The organism is Erythrobacter sp., assembly GCF_024305245.1.
GTDB lineage: Bacteria > Pseudomonadota > Alphaproteobacteria > Sphingomonadales > Sphingomonadaceae > Erythrobacter.
Map to the genome: position 1 here is coordinate 1 of NZ_JAMWYX010000010.1, position 17,050 is coordinate 17,050.

A 17,050-nucleotide genomic window follows, 5' to 3' on the forward strand; every position below is an offset into this window, starting at 1 on the left:
GCGTGCTGAGCGGGTAGTAGATCATCGGCTTGTCGAAGACAGGCATCAGCTGCTTAGAAACGCCGCGCGTTAGGGGATAAAGACGCGTGCCCGATCCTCCGGCAAGGATGATGCCTTTCCTTGCTTCTTCAGCTGCTAAAATGCTCACTGTTAATTCAATCCCAATCTTGCTGGCCAGCCCGCTGGCATTGAACCAATGTCGCGTCAAGGAGCTACGTTCGGATATCTAGCGAAACTGCAGGCCCCACCGTCTCCTATTGGGAAGGACACTTGGTTTCTCTGAAAACAAGCACTTGCGCTGCATCCGTGCGGCGCCGCTACCGGCCAAGCACATCCATGAGCGCATCGACAGTGCCGAAATGGTCGCGCCAATCTGGAACCCGAAATTCTTTCATCCGAAACAACTGCGCATCTCGGCGAGAGCTGGGCTGCTGAGAGTAGTCACTGACAGCGTCACACCATGCCGCAACATCGTCGACCGGCAGCAGATCAGGAACACCTTGACCAATTTCCCGAAAAACGGGCAAATCGCTCGCGATTACAGGCACCCCAGCGGCAAGGGCCTCTACCAAGGGAATGCCGTAACCTTCAGCAAAACTTGGAAACAGCAATGCTCGCGATCCGGAAAGAATGTTTGCAAGGCGCCGGTCGTCGAGCGGCCCGACCTCAGTCACGCGACCCGCGAATTCATATCGGTCCAGTCGCGCAAATACCTCATCAGCCTGCCATCCACGGCGGCCAACAATGACGAGGTGGGGTGCCGCTCCCGCCCCTCTTGCCCAAATAAGCTGTTGCCATACGGATAAAAGCAAGGCATGGTTCTTGCGGCCCTCGATCGTTCCAAGAATGACAAAGGTAGGCTCGTCCTCGGGTCGCGCCGAGACGGGAGGCAGAATTGGCGTGCCCGGCCAAGCAACCGCTGCCGGAGGCATGATGCGGTTTGCCGCTGCGGCGTATTCGGCTAGGGTGCCGAGAGTATGGCCGCTATTTGCGACGATACCGCACGCAGTGTCGAGCACAGTGCGCATCCGGCGTCGGTGGCGCTCGCCTTCACCTTCACGACAATAACGAGGGTGTGTAATCGGGATCAGGTCATGGACAAGGTGGATGGGCCGCACATGACGCCGCCGAACCCAAGGTACTACACTTGGTGAATCAAGCCCAGTGTGTCCGGGATTTAGCCAGAACCGGCCTCGCCCCTCGAGGCGATCGCGCAGATGTCCCGAGCGGCGAATCGCCAGTGCCGCAAGTGCGGCCCGGAAATGTATTGCGTCGCCTCCCGCACGACCCGGACGCGAAAGCAGCTTAAATAGGGCTTGCGACGTGCTGAAGGGAAGGATTGCTTGACCGTGGCGGTGAGTAACGACCGCTTGCGCCTGCGCACTATAATGCTCCAGCCAAGCAAGGCAAATGCGGTCAATGCCTGTCGCACGAGTGCCGCTCCAGCGTCGCCAGATCAGGCGGGATATATCGAGCAGCAGCGGAGCGTCGTTATCGCGGGCTAGCACTGTTCAGCAATTCAGTTCGGCCGATTGATGACGCCCTCAAGGGTCACCAGCGGGAAGAATAACTGGCTGACGATTTGCACAAGCTTGGTTGGCTGGTTTGCCTCTGCATTGCCGATATACAGCACGTCCTTGTCTTTGATGGCGAAGCGCTGGGCAAGAAGATAGGAGCTCGCCTGCATCATATTGAAATGATACACAGTGGGTGTGTCCTTACCGTCTAGGTCTTCCACGAAGCGGAACAGGAAAATTGCCCGGGGATCGCCCGAGTTCGGGTTGGAGCCACCGGCAACCGCAACCGCCTCAATCAGCGAAAGGCGAGGGCCGGGGAAGGCGATCTGGTCATTGCGCCCAGCCGCACCAAGAACGGAAAAGCTTTGCGGCGCACGTACTAGCTGAATGCGATCCGCTGGGAAGATACGGATGTCTTGACCCGGGTTCGCCATAATGTCGCTTAGCCGGAATTCGCTGAACGTTTCACCGCGCTGAACCCGCACAAGCATATCCTTGATCTCACCGGTATTACCACCAGAAAGCGCTATCACATCCGAAAGAGATTCGCGATTTGTCGGAAGCACCAATCGCCCAGGCTGGCGGACGTCGCCGCCGATGATGACCGAATTCGTGAGCCCTTCGGCTATGGAGACCAGCACCTGCGGGTTCTGCGATTTGCGACGCAAGGCGTTGCGAAGGAGCCGTTCGATATCGTTCGTGGTCCGACCTGCAACCATTATGTCGCCAACAAACGGCAAATTGATTGTGCCGTCGTCGTCTACGCGCATTGCCGGGAAGCGTTCTGCGCGCGAAGAAGGATCGAACACTTGATCCGCCCCTCCAACAGCAGCCCCGCCCCCGAACAGACCAATTCCCGTTTCGTAAATGGCAATACTGAGGACGTCGCCTGGGCCGACCAATTCGGTAGGGGCAGGCGGCGTGTAATCCTCGCTGAACACCGCCCCCAGGCTTATAGCAGTCGGAAGATCGCCCACTGATCTGACTTCCACCAATTTGATCGGCAGGGCACCTAGTTCGTTTTCGATTTGCGAAACTATCTGACCGCCGGTCGGGCCGCTCGACGGGATCGTCGAACAACCCGCCAAGGTCGCAGCAGCAGCAATCGCCATCAAGGCCAGATTGCGCTGGAGACTCAAAGCGAATGCATTGGCAAAATTCACAAAATCGATCCTGGGGCAAAGGGCACGGGTTGAGCGTCTATAGCCTCTTGCAGGGTTGACGCAATATGTACGAGGTGTGGATCAGCGCCTGCGTGACAGCATCCGCTGCACCATTCGCCTGACCGACCAACCGCCTTCTGGATCAGACGCTGGCTTGCCCCGCAACCTCGTCATTAGATCGGCCACAGGCTCGCCATGGTAGAGATTTGGTCTTCGCTGGCCATCGCTGATGGCGGTAATGTGGCGCCAATCCAGCGCGCCGATTGCCTCATCAGAGAAAGCCGGGGTGTAATAAATACAGTCATCGAAGTAGTAATGCGTCACCTGCGACCAGCGAGTCAGCCGCGGGTCGGTTTGTGGGCTGCCGCCATGTAAGAGATTAGCACACCAGATAAGCGCCTGACCTTTGCGCGCCATAAATGTTTCAGCAGTTGCTCCTTTCGCCCTTCCTATCGCGGCCCAAGCCGCTTCAAACGGGTCTTGCGCCGAGGCGAGTGTCCCTCCGAAGCCTTTGCGACCAACGAGCGCATTGCTCATTACGGGCCACCTGTGCGATCCGGGGAAGTAGAACAGTGGCCCAGCCTCGGCCACAATGTCCTCCATTGCCAGCCATACACCGCACATGAATTTTTCGGGCTGACTGGAAAAGTGCACAATATCTGTGTGGGCGCCTTGCTGCGTTCCAACAGGGAAATTGAGTGTCTGAAATGGAAAGGCCCCTCGGCCATAGAGCTTGCTAAGAAGCTCAAGCACCCCCGAATTTGATGCTATCGCCCGAACGTCAACATCGAACTCCCAGGCATCTTGAATGCGCCGGTCGCCTGCAGTTTTATCGCTCGCCGGGTCAGCGAAGTCCACGCCGAAACGTGGACCGAGGCTCGCCTGGATGCGCTCGATCCGTGCAACCAGATCCTGATCAGGAAAGTCGAACACCGCATATCCGCGCTCATGCAGCTCCAGCCCGATGCGCACCTCTTCCGCGTTCAACCCCAATTCGGGCAGAAGGACGGGAAACAGCGGCGATTCGATCAACGGGAGGCCCGGCAAGGGGTTCTTCACGCAACAACACTCCTTTCGCGCTTTGCATCATCAATTCGGTTGCGAATGAAGTGCAAGGCACGCTTTGCACCACCTTTTCCGCGGGCCACCTGCCTCAACAAACTATAGAAGTCATGGCGAATACTGCCCCGTTCGTCGAGACTGAGATAGATTTGCCAGAACTTTTGGCGGCCTAATATGCCCGGCATCTGCCAGACACCGTGATAGCCGAAACTGGTAGCCGGATTACCCGCGCGCTCCGCCGCAAAGGTGTCGGCCAACTCTCGCGGCGCAAACCTCAAACCTTGCGCCTCGAGCCAATCGCGATTGTGGCGGCCGATTGCCAAATCCTCTGGGTGAGAAGGTTTGAAACCTCGATTCCTGATCGCTTCTAGCAAGGCACGGCTCCGGAGCGAAAAGCCGCCATTTCCGACATCATGGCCATCGCTGAATTGCGGCCAGCTTGCACCGACATAGTCGTAATCGAGGAATTCGGGCATCCACCGGCCGGCGTCGATTACGTGGCCATCCCACTGGATCACAAGGCAGTGGATTGTCGCGATGTAGTCGCCAAGATTGCGGAGAATGAAGTCTGAATAGGCGTCAGCCGAGATAAGGGGAGGAATGAGTACCAGGTCGATGCCTTGCGGTAACGGATCGGGACGGGTGTCGGTAAGCAGCAGACATGCCCCGAACGCAACCTCGGCCATGCTCGCCTCCATTGCGGCGATAGTTGCCGAGACATTGACCGATGTGGCCGCGACAAGTGTGACCTCTGGAAGAGCGAGGCGTCGCTTATCGTTAGTTCCGCTCATATCAAAGTGCCACGGCAAATTGCTCGGAAGCACGACTGAGGTGAGGGTGATGGTAGGGGTCCACAATCTCATCGGTTTTCCAGATACGCTTAAGCGCTGCCAATTCTCCGGCAAAGCGCGCAGCGCCAATTGGATCGACATCATGTCCACGCGAAACAGATTCATGATGGATCAGTACGGCGCGTGGCTCGTAAAATGATTGCCATCCGCGCTGATTGAGCTTGAGGCACAGATCGACATCATTGAAGGCTACCGGGAAGTTGTCTTCGTCGAGACCGCCGACTGCCAAGAAGCGGTCACGCCGGACCACTAGGCACGCCGCAGTCACTGCCGAGACGAATTGCGGCAGACTGTGGCGGCAGAAATAGCCTTGCGACCCGGGATCGAGCAAGCGATGCGCATGACCTGCGGCGTTGCCCACCCCGATCACCACGCCGGCGTGCTGAATCCGTCCATCAGGATAGAGTAGCTGGGCCCCGACAGCGCCGACATCGTCGCGCAGTGCTTGGGCGGCCATGCTTGCGAGCCAGTCGGCCGAAAGCATTTCGATATCATTGTTGAGCAGGCACACCAGTTCACCACTCGCTTCAGCAACGGCGCGATTGTTGATTGCCGAGTAGTTGAACTCGCCAGCATGGCGCAGGACCTTGACCCCGCGCTTGGCGAGTTCGGCAAGGAATTGCAGCGTCGCGGGTTCGTCGCTGTCGTTATCGACGATAATGATCTCGATTGCTGGATAGTTCACGGTGTAAAGGCCTTCGAGACAAATCCGCAGCAAGTCCACTTGGTTGCGGGTTGGAATGATGACTGAGAGGTCAGGCAAAGAAGAACTTCGGGATGCAATTGCCGCTGGCACGCAGGGTGTAGGGCGCCCTCGGCGGTGGTGCAGGACCAATGGAAGGTGTTTCGCCCCGTCCGCGGTAGCTTGCCCGATCAGAAACGGTGCCCAATCTTTTTCATCTGCGAGGGCAGCGAGTATGGGGCGATTTCCTTTCACGATGCACGCACCTGTCAAATAATCAAAATGCGCATGCAGTTCGGGATTCCAGTTTGGCTTAAAGTGAGGATCCGTTCGGCGGCCCAGGCCATCGAGCAGGTCATCATCGGCGAAATATGCACTCCGGTCATCTTCCGCGATCGCCGCGCGATAGGCACGCGCAGCACCGGGTGCAATGCAGTCGCCTGCAGCAATTGGAAGGAGCCACGGCGATGCGGACCAATCGATCGCCGTAACTACCTGCCTGAGCGCGTTCTGGTTATTGGAATCAACCACGAATGATGTGATATTTTCCGCTTTGAGTGAGGCTAAAGTCTCCGCGGCATGGGCGAAACTCGCGGTGCCATATATCAAACCAATTATCGGGGGCTCTTGCGGAGGGCTGGCGGGACGAGCCTTGGCGTCCTCTCGCAAGACCCACCACTCATAGGCTAGTGAAGTTCGGCCAAGCAGGGGCGCCAACTGGCCCCGGGCTCTTACGCGCTTACGCAAGATCCACCATTTCATCGCGGTCAGGTATGGACCCGGTGCTGCGCGAAACGCTTCCAGATGAACGCGCAGCGTGAGCCACGCGTCTGCAATCTTACGGATGCCGGACGCGCTCACTGGTATCTTCCCGTGCAACTGATCGGAGGAGTGTTGACGCAAACCTGCAGCCTGACCAAGATCTACCCTAACGAAGCCGCCTTGGCATCTGAGGAGAGGATCGATCATGCAATCAACTCCTGCCAGCCAACTCTTTGTGGACAATCGCAAAAGCCATAAGCTAGATCGGAATGATGAACAACACTCGCCAAATTGGCAAAATCGTCCCTGCGACGGGACAGCCCTCGTCAATTATCAATACAAAGAACCAAGGCATTTTCGTTCTTGGTATGCACCGCAGTGGAACGAGCGCGTGCACACGCGTTCTTAATCTCCTCGGCTGCGCCCTTTCCGATCAGTTGCTCGGCAGCGGCGAGGGCAATGAGACCGGGCACTGGGAATCAGCCGAGGCGCTATCGCTTAACGACGAAATGCTGGCATCTGCCGGCTCGAGTTACGACGATTGGGGGCCGATCAACACAGATTGGCGGAATTCCGCAATTCGCGGCCAAATGGTGAAACGCGCCCGCAACATTGTAGCGGATCATGCTGAGCTCGGTCCATTATTTGCGATCAAAGATCCTCGCATTTGTCGTCTTGCCGACGTTTGGCTCGAGGCTGCCGTCGCCGCGGAGGTAGAGCCCCTCGTGCTGTTGATGTTGCGCAACCCGGACGAAGTGGCGGCTTCGCTCGAGGCGCGCGATCTCATGGCGACCGGCTATGGCGAGCTGTTGTGGCTGCGATATGTCCTCGACGCAGAATTCTTTACGCGCGGCCAAACGCGGGTCGTTTGCCGCTACGATCAACTGATCGGCAATTGGCAGAGCGTGGTCGCGAAAATCAAGAGCGCGCTTTCTGTCGTTTTACCACGCAATACACCGAGGGTGCACGCGGAGATCAGCCAGTTTCTATCGCATTCGCATCGTCACCAGGTCTCTGATCCGGCCATAGTGATTGAGGATCCGAGCTACTCGCCATGGTTGCGCCAGACCTTCCAGATCATGCAGACATGGAGTGAACAGGGGGAAGACGCGGCCGATTACGCGGCTCTGGATGAGGTGCGATGCGAATTGGACCGCGCCTACAGTGCGTTTGCTATGCTCCTGCTGACGCCGGAAATGACAGGTGAAGCCGGGTCAGCCAGTCGGTTGCGGAGCGAATTACAGGCGCTTCGTGAAGAGAACGAGAGCAAAACTGAAGCACTACGGCTTTCCGCGGAGGCCGCCGAGGACGTGCGTGGTGCCGCAGCGCAACGCGAGAGCGAACTAACGTCACAGATCGATGCCAAGACCAATCATACGCAGTTCTTGCAATCCGAGATCGACAAGCTGAATAACGAAATTGCCGCGCTCTCGGCGACGGATACGGAAGCGGAAAAACGGCTCGCAAAAGCTTTGCACGATCTGCATGAGCAGCAGTTGCGCAATGCCCAATTGGCAGGGCAGTTATCCGCCACGCAAAGTGCAATTGTTCAGCGTCAGGAGGAACTTGCCCAATTCCTCGACCAGTACAACCAGCTTGAGCAAATCCGCATACGGGCCGAGCTGGAATGCGAAAAGGAACGCGATCTACGCTCCCAATTGGAGCGACGCATTATCGCTGCCGATGGCAAGATCAGGGCTTTGGAGACCCGCCTCGAAGAGGCGTCAAAGCAGGTTGCCCAGGACTTGGCGGAGAAAGTACGCTCAGGGCAAACATTGCACGAATCCGAAGACCAATTGACACAGCTCTCGGGCAAGCCGGATGCTCAATTGCAAAATCGACTGACCGCGCTATTGCAGCAACGGGATCAAGATCTCGGTGCCGCCGAAGCCGCTCGAGGTGCTGCCGAACGCCAATTGGCTGCTCGTTTTGCAGAGATCGCATCATTGACAAAAATGTTGCGTGATACGGCAACTGAGTCTGATCAGTCCAAGCTGAATGCACAGTGGTTACGGCGCGTGAATGCTGTATCAGCAGGTTTCCCGCGCTGGTGGATGCTTATGCCATCCTCCTGGCGCCGCAAACGTGAGCATGCCCGTTATATGCGCAAGGGTCTTTTCAATGCAGAAAAGTACCTCAAGCTTTATCCCGATGTTGCCGCGAACGGAATGGATCCCATCAGACATTATATTCTGCACGGAATGGATGAAGACCGCCGAAATCCGCTCTGAGGCGCCGGAACTCAGTTTCCTTGTGATTATTGGATATGTTGCGAATCATGATTTTGGACCAGAAATCAGCCAGTGTAACGGCATCAGAAGATTTTGATCCGGTCTGGTATGCCATCACTTATCCGGACGTTGCTCAGGTCGGTATGGATCCATCTGATCATTATGAGTGGATTGGGAAGCGGCTTGGCCGTAAACCCAATGGCGGCAAAGGCTTCTTATCCGAGCAAGATGAGCCGCAAATTTCTGCCATGCTTTCGACGCCTCCCTCTGACACGGTAGGCCCGACTGAAGATGACCTGAAATCTATGCCAAATGACCCGGAACGCTGGGCCAGAAACGGCGTTCGGATTGCTCGGCAGCCATCTTTGCCGCTTAAGCCTCTGTTCCAGTCCTTTAACCCCAATGCGATGAATCTGCACTGGATCGTGTCTGGCGAACTCCCGTTGAACGCGCGACAGGCTCAAGTGTTCGCCTTGGTCCGCGAACTGGAACAACTGGGGCACAAGCAGTGGGTATGGATCCAGCCTCCGTGTGATCAAACAGGTGAGAGCGCATTCAAACAAGCCTTAGCCGCGGAGGGTATGTCGGTTCCGCACACCATTGTACGCCGGCTTCCGGATCATGTTCTTGGTATTTCCGGGGATGCGGTGATTGCCACGGACTGGGCGTCATGTTTTCCGGCAGCAGCAATGCCGTTGTTCAAAGCCCGGTTCCGGCTTGTGCAGCGGCTCGACGAAGGCAGGACAAGTGTTACTGCAGCCACATTGGCAGCTTATGCCGAAACTTTGGACTTCATGGCGTTCGGATTAAGTCCGCTACTCGCGTCCTCTCCTACCCCAGCGGTAGATTGGATGGGTAGCTTGCCGCTCTTTGTGGATGAACGCATATTCTACCCGGCGACGGATCGTGCTTGCCATGGACGGGATAAAACGCTGCAAATCGCTGTTGATCTCGGCAGCGGCGCGACCCCTGACGTCGCAACAGACCTGACGTTCGACGTTTTGAATCTTCTCACCGAACGCGGAGTGTCATTCACTGCTCATCTATTTGGCCAGCCAGACATCGGTGAACTTCGGTTAAAGGCCTATCGCGACCATGGGCCGATTGGCCCGAGCGACCGCGCGGAGCTCTTTAGAGTTTGCCAGGTTGGCTTATCGTTAGCGGCCGGACTTGATTGCACAACCCAATCAGAAATGTATGCTTGCGGACTTCATAGTGTCGGCCTGCCACGGAATGAAATCTGTGGTGCTGGCGGAAACTCCCCGCCGGCCAGCGGGCTGTCCGTCGCAATTGCAGAATCGATTTGTGCAAACTTGGTTGAGTTTCAGCCTCTCAAGCAAGCAAGCCAAAATGGCGTCGTATCCGCCCGCGCAGCAGCGCAAGCGACTGAAGGTATTTTGCGGACTGGGCTTTCGGCGAAAAGTGTCCCCGTGACCATCGCCAGCGCTATGGCCACTTCAGACTATGAGCACAAAGCTGCCGTTATAATTCCCACTTGGAATGGAGGCGCTCTATTTCGAGATGTGCTAGAGGCGATCGCAACCCAGCGCACTCCGTGGTCCTTCGATGTCCTCGTGATAGACAGCGGATCAACTGATGAGACGGTTGAGATCGTAAGGTCTTATGAAACGCGCGGCGTGCGCCTCCATACGATTCCAAATTCGCAGTTCCAGCATGGTAGAACCCGCAACCTCGCGATCTCCCTGACCAATGCAGAATTCGTGGCTGTTCTAACTCAAGATGCGACCCCTGCCAACAGCTCTTGGCTCGCAAACCTGGTGAAGGCCTTTAACGCGGGTGACCGTGTGGCAGGCGTGTTCGGCGGACATGAAGCCTACCCGGAGGCGACACCGTTTGTATCAAGCGGGATTAAGGGGCACTTCGAACACTTCGATCGCTTGCCCCATTTAGCGGAATGGGCAAACGATCATGGCGAACCTATAAGTTTCGGTTCGGTGGCTTGGCAAAACTGGCTGCATTATTATTCCGATAATAATTCATGCATGCGCCGCTCAGTTTGGGAAAAGATCCCCTACCCAGACATCGATTGGGGCGAAGATCAGGTATGGGCGTGGGAAGTCGTTAAGCAAGGATATCAGAAAGCATTTGCAAATGATGCCGTAGTTTATCATTCTCACAACCTGAATGCCGAGCAACAGCGCAAAGTTTCAGCTATCGAAGGGGATTTTTGGCTCCGCTATTTTAATTACAGCTTTGAAGGTTCCGACGCGGAGGTGAACGCTTCTCTGCTATACTTGCAGGAACAGAGACAAGCATTTGCGGCGGCTCACCGCGTTGAACCTTCGGTTACAGATGAACAAATGTTGTTGGACCGAGAGTCGCTCTTCGCTCGGTACCAAGGACAGGTGCGTTTGTTGCATGAAACCTACAAGACGCGTGATCGACTCAGAACCACACAAGGCTAAAGCAGAAGCATTAGAGCGAGTTGCGTTGATAATCGATCACACCATAGTCGCTTCTCCAGCCTCCCACCAGGCCCATGTCTTTGCGAGTCCCTCCGGAAGGCTCGTCTGCGGATGCCAGCCTAATTCGATAGCAGCTCGTTCAATCGACAAGACATTGGACCGTACGTCGATTTTTCGAGAAGGAGTATAGTCCACCTTGATCTTGCGCTTACTGATCTGTTCTATTCCGGCAATAATTTCCGTTTGTGTATAGCCCTTCCCGCTTCCGATATTCATCACGGATTCCGCGCCATCGTAGTCAAGGGCCATTGAGATCGCGTCGGCGACATCGCTGACAAAGAGATAATCGCGAATGACTGAGCCATCGCCCCATATCGATAGGGTCTCGCCAGACCATGCGGCGTTCATAGCAGCTGCCACGAAGCCTTGAGCTCGCTTGGCGACTTGTCCAATTCCGTAGGGATTGGAGATGCGGAGCGATATTGTTCGCATCGATCGGATTTCAGTGATCAAGCGCAGATAATGCTCTATCGCGAGCTTGGAAACTCCATATGCGTTCCGAGGGCTTGTCGGGGCAGTTTCAGGGATGGGTTCTTCACTGTCGAGCCCGTAAACGGTCCCGCCTGATGACGAGAAGACAAACGATTTCATACCGTGTTGTTCGCAAAATTCAGCAACAGCCAGGGTTTCAGCCACATGATGTTGAACCTCGTGCGCAAGGTGAGCATTGGCCGTAGCCGGAAGGCTGCCGGAAACGAGGTAGATGACATTTTCGCAGTTCTTGAGGGATGCAGCCAAAGCAGATCGATCGTCTGCCGGGCCCGCTGCCCATGAAAGCCACTTTTCACCGTGAAAGGTCCCTGGTGCCAACGGCTTGATATCCATGGCTGTAACGTGTCGATTAACGGACAGCAGACGCTGAACGACGTTGCGACCGATAAAGCCTGCCGCGCCGATTACCAAAACACCGTCCATGTTCACCAATTCCCAGATGTATAAATTAAATTCAGGCCGTCATGCGCCCAACGGCCACGTTAAGAATGTCCGCAACCTTGTCGCACTCACGCTCCCAATCCGTACTGGCAGCAAAGGCCATCGACCGCGAGCGAAGAGCGCCATACTCGACTGGCGGCAGATCGAGGATTCGGACCAGTTCGTCAGACAAGTCACGCGGATTTGCAGGCATCACGCTCGCATTACCTGCGTTGAGTAGCCACTCCACGTTGGGCCCGCTGTTCGAGACGACGGGCACACCACATGCCATCAGCTCTAGCGGAAGCAACGAGAGATTAGTCAGCGAGGGCACGAGGGCCACATCGCACTGGGAATAGAGATCGGGCAGCTCTGTCTGCGCTACTGCACCAGGGGCAAAAGCGGGAAACGGGAGAGCGGCGATATCTATGCTGCCGCCCGCCAGCACCAAGCCGACATCCGGGCGTTTTTTGTGAAACTCGGCAAGGGTGAGTGCTGTCAGGTCCCAGGCGCGCCGAGGAGTATCCGGCCTGACATAGCAAAAGAGATGCCGTAATTCCGAATTGCGGGCCCTTGGAGTATACAGATTGCGATCGTAAGAAAAGCCGACGGCGTGGGTTCGCATTCCGTATTCGGTCCGCAACTTATCAGCCAGCCAACCCCCGGCGGTTATTCCGGTGAAACCGAATCGATAGGTGTCCTCTGCGAAAACATATTCAGAACTGACCGGATAAAAGTAAGGTTCGAAGTCCTGAACGAAGTAATAGCGGTACAAGGCTCCCCGAAATGCCTTTACGGCGTAGGCCGATTGCCATCCCGTGGCGAACGCGAAATGACATGGCGGTATATCATCGTTGTCATGGTAGACCCCACCATTAAAGGGGCCATACCAATCGTTGATATTTTGTAGTAATTCTACGTTTGTCGCAACGCAAGGATTGACCATCGCGTCGTTAGCTATGACGACTCGGATTTGAAAGCCACGCTGCTCTAGTCCGAGCATGAAACGGAATAAATTTATATGTCCTCCAGAGTGTTTTGACAGCGGAGGGACAAACCAGTTTAAGGTGATTTGTTCGCTCTCCCACAAATGAGATACATTCCTACCGAATGGTTCCCGGAGAACAAAGTCCCAAAACTCAACAACGCCATTTGCCAAATCAGTAACCTTGTATCTGCAAAAATTAAGATGCTGGCGATTGCCAAAATTGAATAACAATGCTGCTTACTGCTACGATGTTTGCACCGCAGTTGTTGATTATTCTGTGTTTAACGTGCGAAAATTTTCATCTAGTTCGCATTTTCTCTTCCCCAGATTAGCAAGTTGCGCGAGAACAGCACGTCCGCATCAGCTTGCAGCCAAGCAAGATATCTTCATTTGCTCCAAGTCAACCGGGGTCGAAGGCCATCCTCGGTCTGGCAGGTCGTCAAGCATTATCAGTCTGCTTACTCGAAGCGCGCAGTTCTCCGCAAGCCTCGTGAACCGGCAAATAGCGTGCTGATTTGCCTTGTCCGTTTCGATCAACCTGTTGAGCAGCATCACCGCATGGGCGGCAGCGCCAACCTGATCGTCAAGGGTCACCGCCAGACGGGTTACGCTTGAGTCTGTACTGCACCAGCAGGGCGACACCACGCATGCCCTTGCGCTTATCCGCGTGGCTGAGTGCGATCCACACCCTTGGGCCTGAAGGGATCATCGAAAAGCCTTTGGCGCACCAGCAACAAAAGCCAGCGTGGCCGCGGCGATAATACTGAGACACTCGCCGCGCAGCAGGACGATCATCATCGCTGGCTGTTCGGCGGCACTGGCCGCCGCTATCTCTTCGTCGATCGCGGCTTCAGCAAACTCAGATGCCGGGCGCCCCTCGGGAGACTTGCGGTCCTGCGCCACACCTGCATAGAGCAGCTTGCGCCAGCAAGTGTCGATCAGCGCCACAGAGATATTGTGTCGTCGGCACATCTCGGCAACGCAGGCCTCTCAGCGCGAACGCCTCGGAAAGGATCCGCATCCGCTTAATTGTGGTTCTGTTCATCGATAAGTATCGCAATTTCTCGCAAAAACCGGTCCTTCCATATCTCACCTTCGAGGCCGGGAATTATAGCCGGGATATAACCGAAGGCTATGGTTCGTTGCGTCTTAATGATCAATCCGATGTCTGGATCGCGAAGGCTCGGCTCGAGAATTGTCGCCTTATCCTCCGCGCTCATCAGCGCATGAGACGAATGGCCTGAAATTGTGTTCGCGGGCATCGATCCTGAGACGAATTCCCCGCCATTTTCCCATACGACTCCGCCTATTCCAAATAGGTCATGCATCCAGTCGCCGCGGTACCGTCCGTCATCACCCCATTCGCCCGCACGAAGATCCTGAACCAGGGCTCGACTTTCAGCGAATTGCCGCAACGGCCTCAATGCTGCATCCGTGATAAACGGCTGATGAGGGATATAAATGGCATCCAGTGATGCAATCGCAGACGGTGATTTATCGAACGTCTTTTCGCTAATGATGATGGGTTCGAAAGACCCCGAATGGGCTAGAAGAGCAAAACTCGCAGTGACGGACTGTTGGTGTATGTTGCGTTTCTGGTCCCACTCACCGACAAACCATTCAAAATTCTCATGGGAGCAGTAAATTCCAATCCTGTACTTTTTCGCAGTCTGGTTAGCCGGAATTCTTCCCTCAATCGCAGCACGCATCAAAGGGGTCGATAATGCCCTTAAATCCCGGTTCATGTTCCCCAAGCCACCAATCTCAATGCCGTCAATGAGGTCATTGTGCCGCGCTTCCAAGATGGACTCTGCGACTACCGGCCAGATTTCCATTTTAACTGGCGAACCCGGCGCCCCGACCGGGTCACGCCATCGCTCCACATAATACCCGCCGAAAACGAATTTGTATCCGAGGGTCCGACAATAATTCGCCATCAGCGGAATTCGCCAAGGATTCGGGTCGACGTCCCAACCCGAATAAAAATTATAGTCGATGGCTACGCAATCGATGCAGCCTGCGAGCTCCCCAATCACAGACACCTGGCTGATCGCATCATGCGATGTAAAAAATTCTCCGAAATAGGCCATCGATAGAAAGTCGTGAGCACGAATTAAAGCGGACAACTGTGAGACAAATGAGACGATCTCTTTCTCTCTGAACCGCATCCAAGCAGAATATCCTATGCATTCGCCTGGGTTGGCAGCAATAGGGCGTCCATAATTTACCACCGGCGCCGTGAGGCCTGTTTCATCATAAAACTTATCTTTAGTTATCTTACTGTAGTCTCTCCACACATAGTTATTCTGGCCATATTTTACCTCACACTCACTGTGAACGCTTATTGCAATTGCAAAAATATGATCCTTAAATCTGCTGCCCAACGTTGAAAGTGCATTTTTGTAAAAATGAGATACGAAGTGCAAGCTATCTTTGTTCGAAAAATTCAGTTGAAGGCAAGCATTCCCCTCGAAATCCATCTGAAGCAAATCGTGATTTGCGATAACATAATTCGGCAAAACACACGTGCCAATAAGAGGATTTCCCTGATCATCGAAATCAAGCCGCCCACCGGCATCAAGCATAATTACGATCTTGAAGCCGGATTCGATGATTTTTTCAATAATGGGGATGTAATAATCCCAATCCCAAACATCGTATTCTTTTTCCACTCTGCTCCACATAATCGGAAGCGTCACATAATTTACACCGGCATTAAGTAGCTTTTTCGGATCGAAATCGGGATTAAGTACATCCCACTGGTGCAAAAGGGTCGTGACGTGAAATTTCGATTTCACTGCAAGATTCTTTTTGGGAATGTCACGATCCTTCTAACAGCCAAAAGTGCTAAGCTTCGAATTGTCCGGCTTGGCTATTCCATTTGGCCATGCACCTCGCGTATCCTGTAGACTACGCATTATCTTCTCGGGAGCCATTTTCACATCCCCTCATGAGCGCTGATAGGGTTTACAAACGGGAATAAGCATCCACCGCTTCCGATAGATCATCATGGACGGTCGCGAACCCATCGCTTATTACCACACCGCGATTGCACGTTCCGAGTATTGTATTCATATCATGGCTCGCGATAATCATCGCTCGATCAGACCGCTTTTCAAAAAGCTCATGGTGGCATTTGCGCTGGAAGTTCTGATCGCCAACCAATATCACTTCATCGATCAAATAGCAGTCAAATTCGATGGCAAGCGAAAGTGCGAAGGCCAAACGGGCGCGCATACCCGAAGAGTATGTCTTGACCGGCTGCTTCAGTGCACCGCCCAGCTCGGTAAAATCTTCGACGAATCCACGCATTTCAGCGTACGATCGGCCGTATATACGGGCAATGAAACGCGCATTATCAAAGCCGGTTAAACTACCTTGGAAGCCCCCGTTAAACCCGATAGGCCAGCTACACGTCATCTTTCTGACGATCTTTCCGCTGTCAGGGAGTTCAACGCCTCCGATTTGCTTGATCAGGGTCGATTTACCGGCACCGTTGCGGCCCAGCAAAGCCACTCGCTCTCCTTTGCGGACAGTGAGGCTGATACCCTTGAGCACCTCGCGCCGACCATGGCCGGTACGATAGCTTTTTCGGATGTTTTGGCAGGCTATCATTCGATGACAAGCCGGCGCCGGATCGTTCGACACAGAAGCAACCCCAGCACCATACAGGGCAGGCTGAACTGTAAGGGATAGAGGTAGTCATATTGCGGATCGATCGAAGGACCGAAGACCCCATACCGCATCATTTCCATGCCATGAACCGGCGGAGAGTAGAGGACAATGGCCGCTGCTTCGGGGGAGAGCGATGACACAACAAAAAATGCACCCGAAAATGGGACCATCAGATAGGCAGTAACTGGCAGAAACTTTTCTAGAACTTCACTCGCTTCGCTCAGCGGCGCCACGACCAGACAGACCGCAAAGGAAAATAGCGAATAGTACGCCCAGCCCAGAAGGAGAAATCCAAAATCATAGGGCCACGGAAAGTTTCCAAGAGCGCCCAAAACGACGGCGATAAAGAGATACGCCATCATGTGCCCCACTAGTTCAATGAGGAAACGAACCAGAAGCAGATCAAGAACCTTGATCTGACGATGATACATAAGGCTGCCGTTGGCGGTGAAGCTGTTCATTGCCCGCGACAACGAGCTACGAAACAGCACTAGCGGGATATAACCCGTGACGACGAAAGCGATTATGTCGACCCCGAATTCAAAAGGGCCCTTCATCGATCTCCAAAGAATTCCCACAAGCACGGCAAACAAGAGCGGCTCCGCCATCACCCAGAGGAAGCCAATGTTTTCACGACCGAAGCGGGTTGAAAGTTCACGTAGCATCAAGGCCTTGATGACCCGCACTTGGATAGCCCAGCTTTGGAGCAACACACTCACTG

General features: G+C 54.6%; 14 protein-coding genes. 2 read left to right on the top strand and 12 right to left on the bottom strand.

Going from position 1 to position 17,050, the window contains the following annotated elements:
- From Q0L48_RS13080 to Q0L48_RS13105, 6 genes are all read right to left on the bottom strand, one after another.
- Window positions 1-142: sugar phosphate nucleotidyltransferase (locus Q0L48_RS13080; protein WP_296721890.1), on the bottom strand; the 142-nt coding region annotated here is incomplete at its 3' end.
- Window positions 143-317: 175 nt separating this feature from the next.
- A complete protein-coding gene (locus Q0L48_RS16695) occupies window positions 318-1,508 on the bottom strand; it encodes a glycosyltransferase family 4 protein (RefSeq protein ID WP_367274044.1) in 1,191 nt (396 codons plus the stop codon).
- Between the two features lie 11 nt (window positions 1,509-1,519).
- Window positions 1,520-2,680, bottom strand: coding sequence for a polysaccharide biosynthesis/export family protein (locus tag Q0L48_RS13090; RefSeq protein WP_296721659.1), 1,161 nt, complete (start codon window positions 2,678-2,680; stop codon window positions 1,520-1,522).
- An 81-nt stretch (window positions 2,681-2,761) separates the two neighbouring features.
- On the bottom strand, window positions 2,762-3,739 hold the full coding sequence (locus tag Q0L48_RS13095) for a phytanoyl-CoA dioxygenase family protein (RefSeq protein ID WP_296721660.1): 978 nt from the start codon (window positions 3,737-3,739) through the stop codon (window positions 2,762-2,764).
- The gene (locus Q0L48_RS13100) at window positions 3,736-4,533 is read right to left on the bottom strand and encodes a DUF5672 family protein (RefSeq protein WP_296721662.1); all 798 of its coding nucleotides are present in this window, start codon (window positions 4,531-4,533) and stop codon (window positions 3,736-3,738) included. The genes Q0L48_RS13095 and Q0L48_RS13100 overlap by 4 nt, the downstream gene beginning before the upstream one ends.
- 1 nt (window position 4,534) lies before the next feature.
- Window positions 4,535-6,244 (bottom strand): glycosyltransferase family 2 protein, encoded by a 1,710-nt coding sequence (locus tag Q0L48_RS13105; protein WP_296721663.1) that lies wholly within the window; start codon window positions 6,242-6,244, stop codon window positions 4,535-4,537.
- Window positions 6,245-6,309: 65 nt separating this feature from the next.
- On the opposite strand from Q0L48_RS13105, the gene Q0L48_RS13110 reads away from it, so the two are divergent.
- Both Q0L48_RS13110 and Q0L48_RS13115 read left to right on the top strand, forming a co-directional pair.
- Window positions 6,310-8,268 (top strand): hypothetical protein, encoded by a 1,959-nt coding sequence (locus tag Q0L48_RS13110; RefSeq protein WP_296721665.1) that lies wholly within the window; start codon window positions 6,310-6,312, stop codon window positions 8,266-8,268.
- A 47-nt stretch (window positions 8,269-8,315) separates the two neighbouring features.
- Window positions 8,316-10,694, top strand: coding sequence for a glycosyltransferase family 2 protein (locus Q0L48_RS13115; protein ID WP_296721666.1), 2,379 nt, complete (start codon window positions 8,316-8,318; stop codon window positions 10,692-10,694).
- Window positions 10,695-10,730: 36 nt separating this feature from the next.
- Here Q0L48_RS13115 and Q0L48_RS13120 read toward each other — a convergent pair whose 3' ends face one another.
- The 6 genes from Q0L48_RS13120 to Q0L48_RS13145 form a co-directional block, all read right to left on the bottom strand.
- Entirely contained in the window at window positions 10,731-11,669 is a 939-nt protein-coding gene (locus Q0L48_RS13120) for an NAD-dependent epimerase/dehydratase family protein (protein ID WP_296721668.1), read from the bottom strand.
- 31 nt (window positions 11,670-11,700) lie between these two features.
- Window positions 11,701-12,885: a glycosyltransferase family 4 protein gene (locus Q0L48_RS13125; RefSeq protein ID WP_296721670.1), complete on the bottom strand. Its 1,185-nt coding sequence runs from the start codon at window positions 12,883-12,885 to the stop codon at window positions 11,701-11,703.
- A gap of 474 nt (window positions 12,886-13,359) precedes the next feature.
- Window positions 13,360-13,602: a hypothetical protein gene (locus tag Q0L48_RS13130; protein ID WP_296721672.1), complete on the bottom strand. Its 243-nt coding sequence runs from the start codon at window positions 13,600-13,602 to the stop codon at window positions 13,360-13,362.
- A gap of 77 nt (window positions 13,603-13,679) precedes the next feature.
- Complete coding sequence (locus Q0L48_RS13135; protein WP_296721674.1) at window positions 13,680-15,452, bottom strand: beta-galactosidase; 1,773 nt, start codon at window positions 15,450-15,452, stop codon at window positions 13,680-13,682.
- Window positions 15,453-15,621: 169 nt separating this feature from the next.
- Window positions 15,622-16,269: an ABC transporter ATP-binding protein gene (locus tag Q0L48_RS13140; protein WP_296721891.1), complete on the bottom strand. Its 648-nt coding sequence runs from the start codon at window positions 16,267-16,269 to the stop codon at window positions 15,622-15,624.
- A complete protein-coding gene (locus tag Q0L48_RS13145; protein WP_296721676.1) occupies window positions 16,266-17,048 on the bottom strand; it encodes an ABC transporter permease in 783 nt (260 codons plus the stop codon). Before Q0L48_RS13145 ends, Q0L48_RS13140 begins: the two co-directional genes overlap by 4 nt.
- Window positions 17,049-17,050: the final 2 nt, after the last annotated feature.

What these genes read in the sequence shown, in the direction of transcription:
- Q0L48_RS13100 (WP_296721662.1), bottom strand. Translation starts at nt 4,533, where the DNA reads ATGAGCGGAACTAACGATAAGCGACGCCTCGCTCTTCCAGAGGTCACA.
- Q0L48_RS13105 (WP_296721663.1), bottom strand. Translation starts at nt 6,244, where the DNA reads ATGATCGATCCTCTCCTCAGATGCCAAGGCGGCTTCGTTAGGGTAGAT.
- Q0L48_RS13110 (WP_296721665.1), top strand. Translation starts at nt 6,310, where the DNA reads ATGAACAACACTCGCCAAATTGGCAAAATCGTCCCTGCGACGGGACAG.
- Q0L48_RS13115 (WP_296721666.1), top strand. Translation starts at nt 8,316, where the DNA reads ATGATTTTGGACCAGAAATCAGCCAGTGTAACGGCATCAGAAGATTTT.
- Q0L48_RS13120 (WP_296721668.1), bottom strand. Translation starts at nt 11,669, where the DNA reads ATGGACGGTGTTTTGGTAATCGGCGCGGCAGGCTTTATCGGTCGCAAC.
- Q0L48_RS13140 (WP_296721891.1), bottom strand. Translation starts at nt 16,269, where the DNA reads ATGATAGCCTGCCAAAACATCCGAAAAAGCTATCGTACCGGCCATGGT.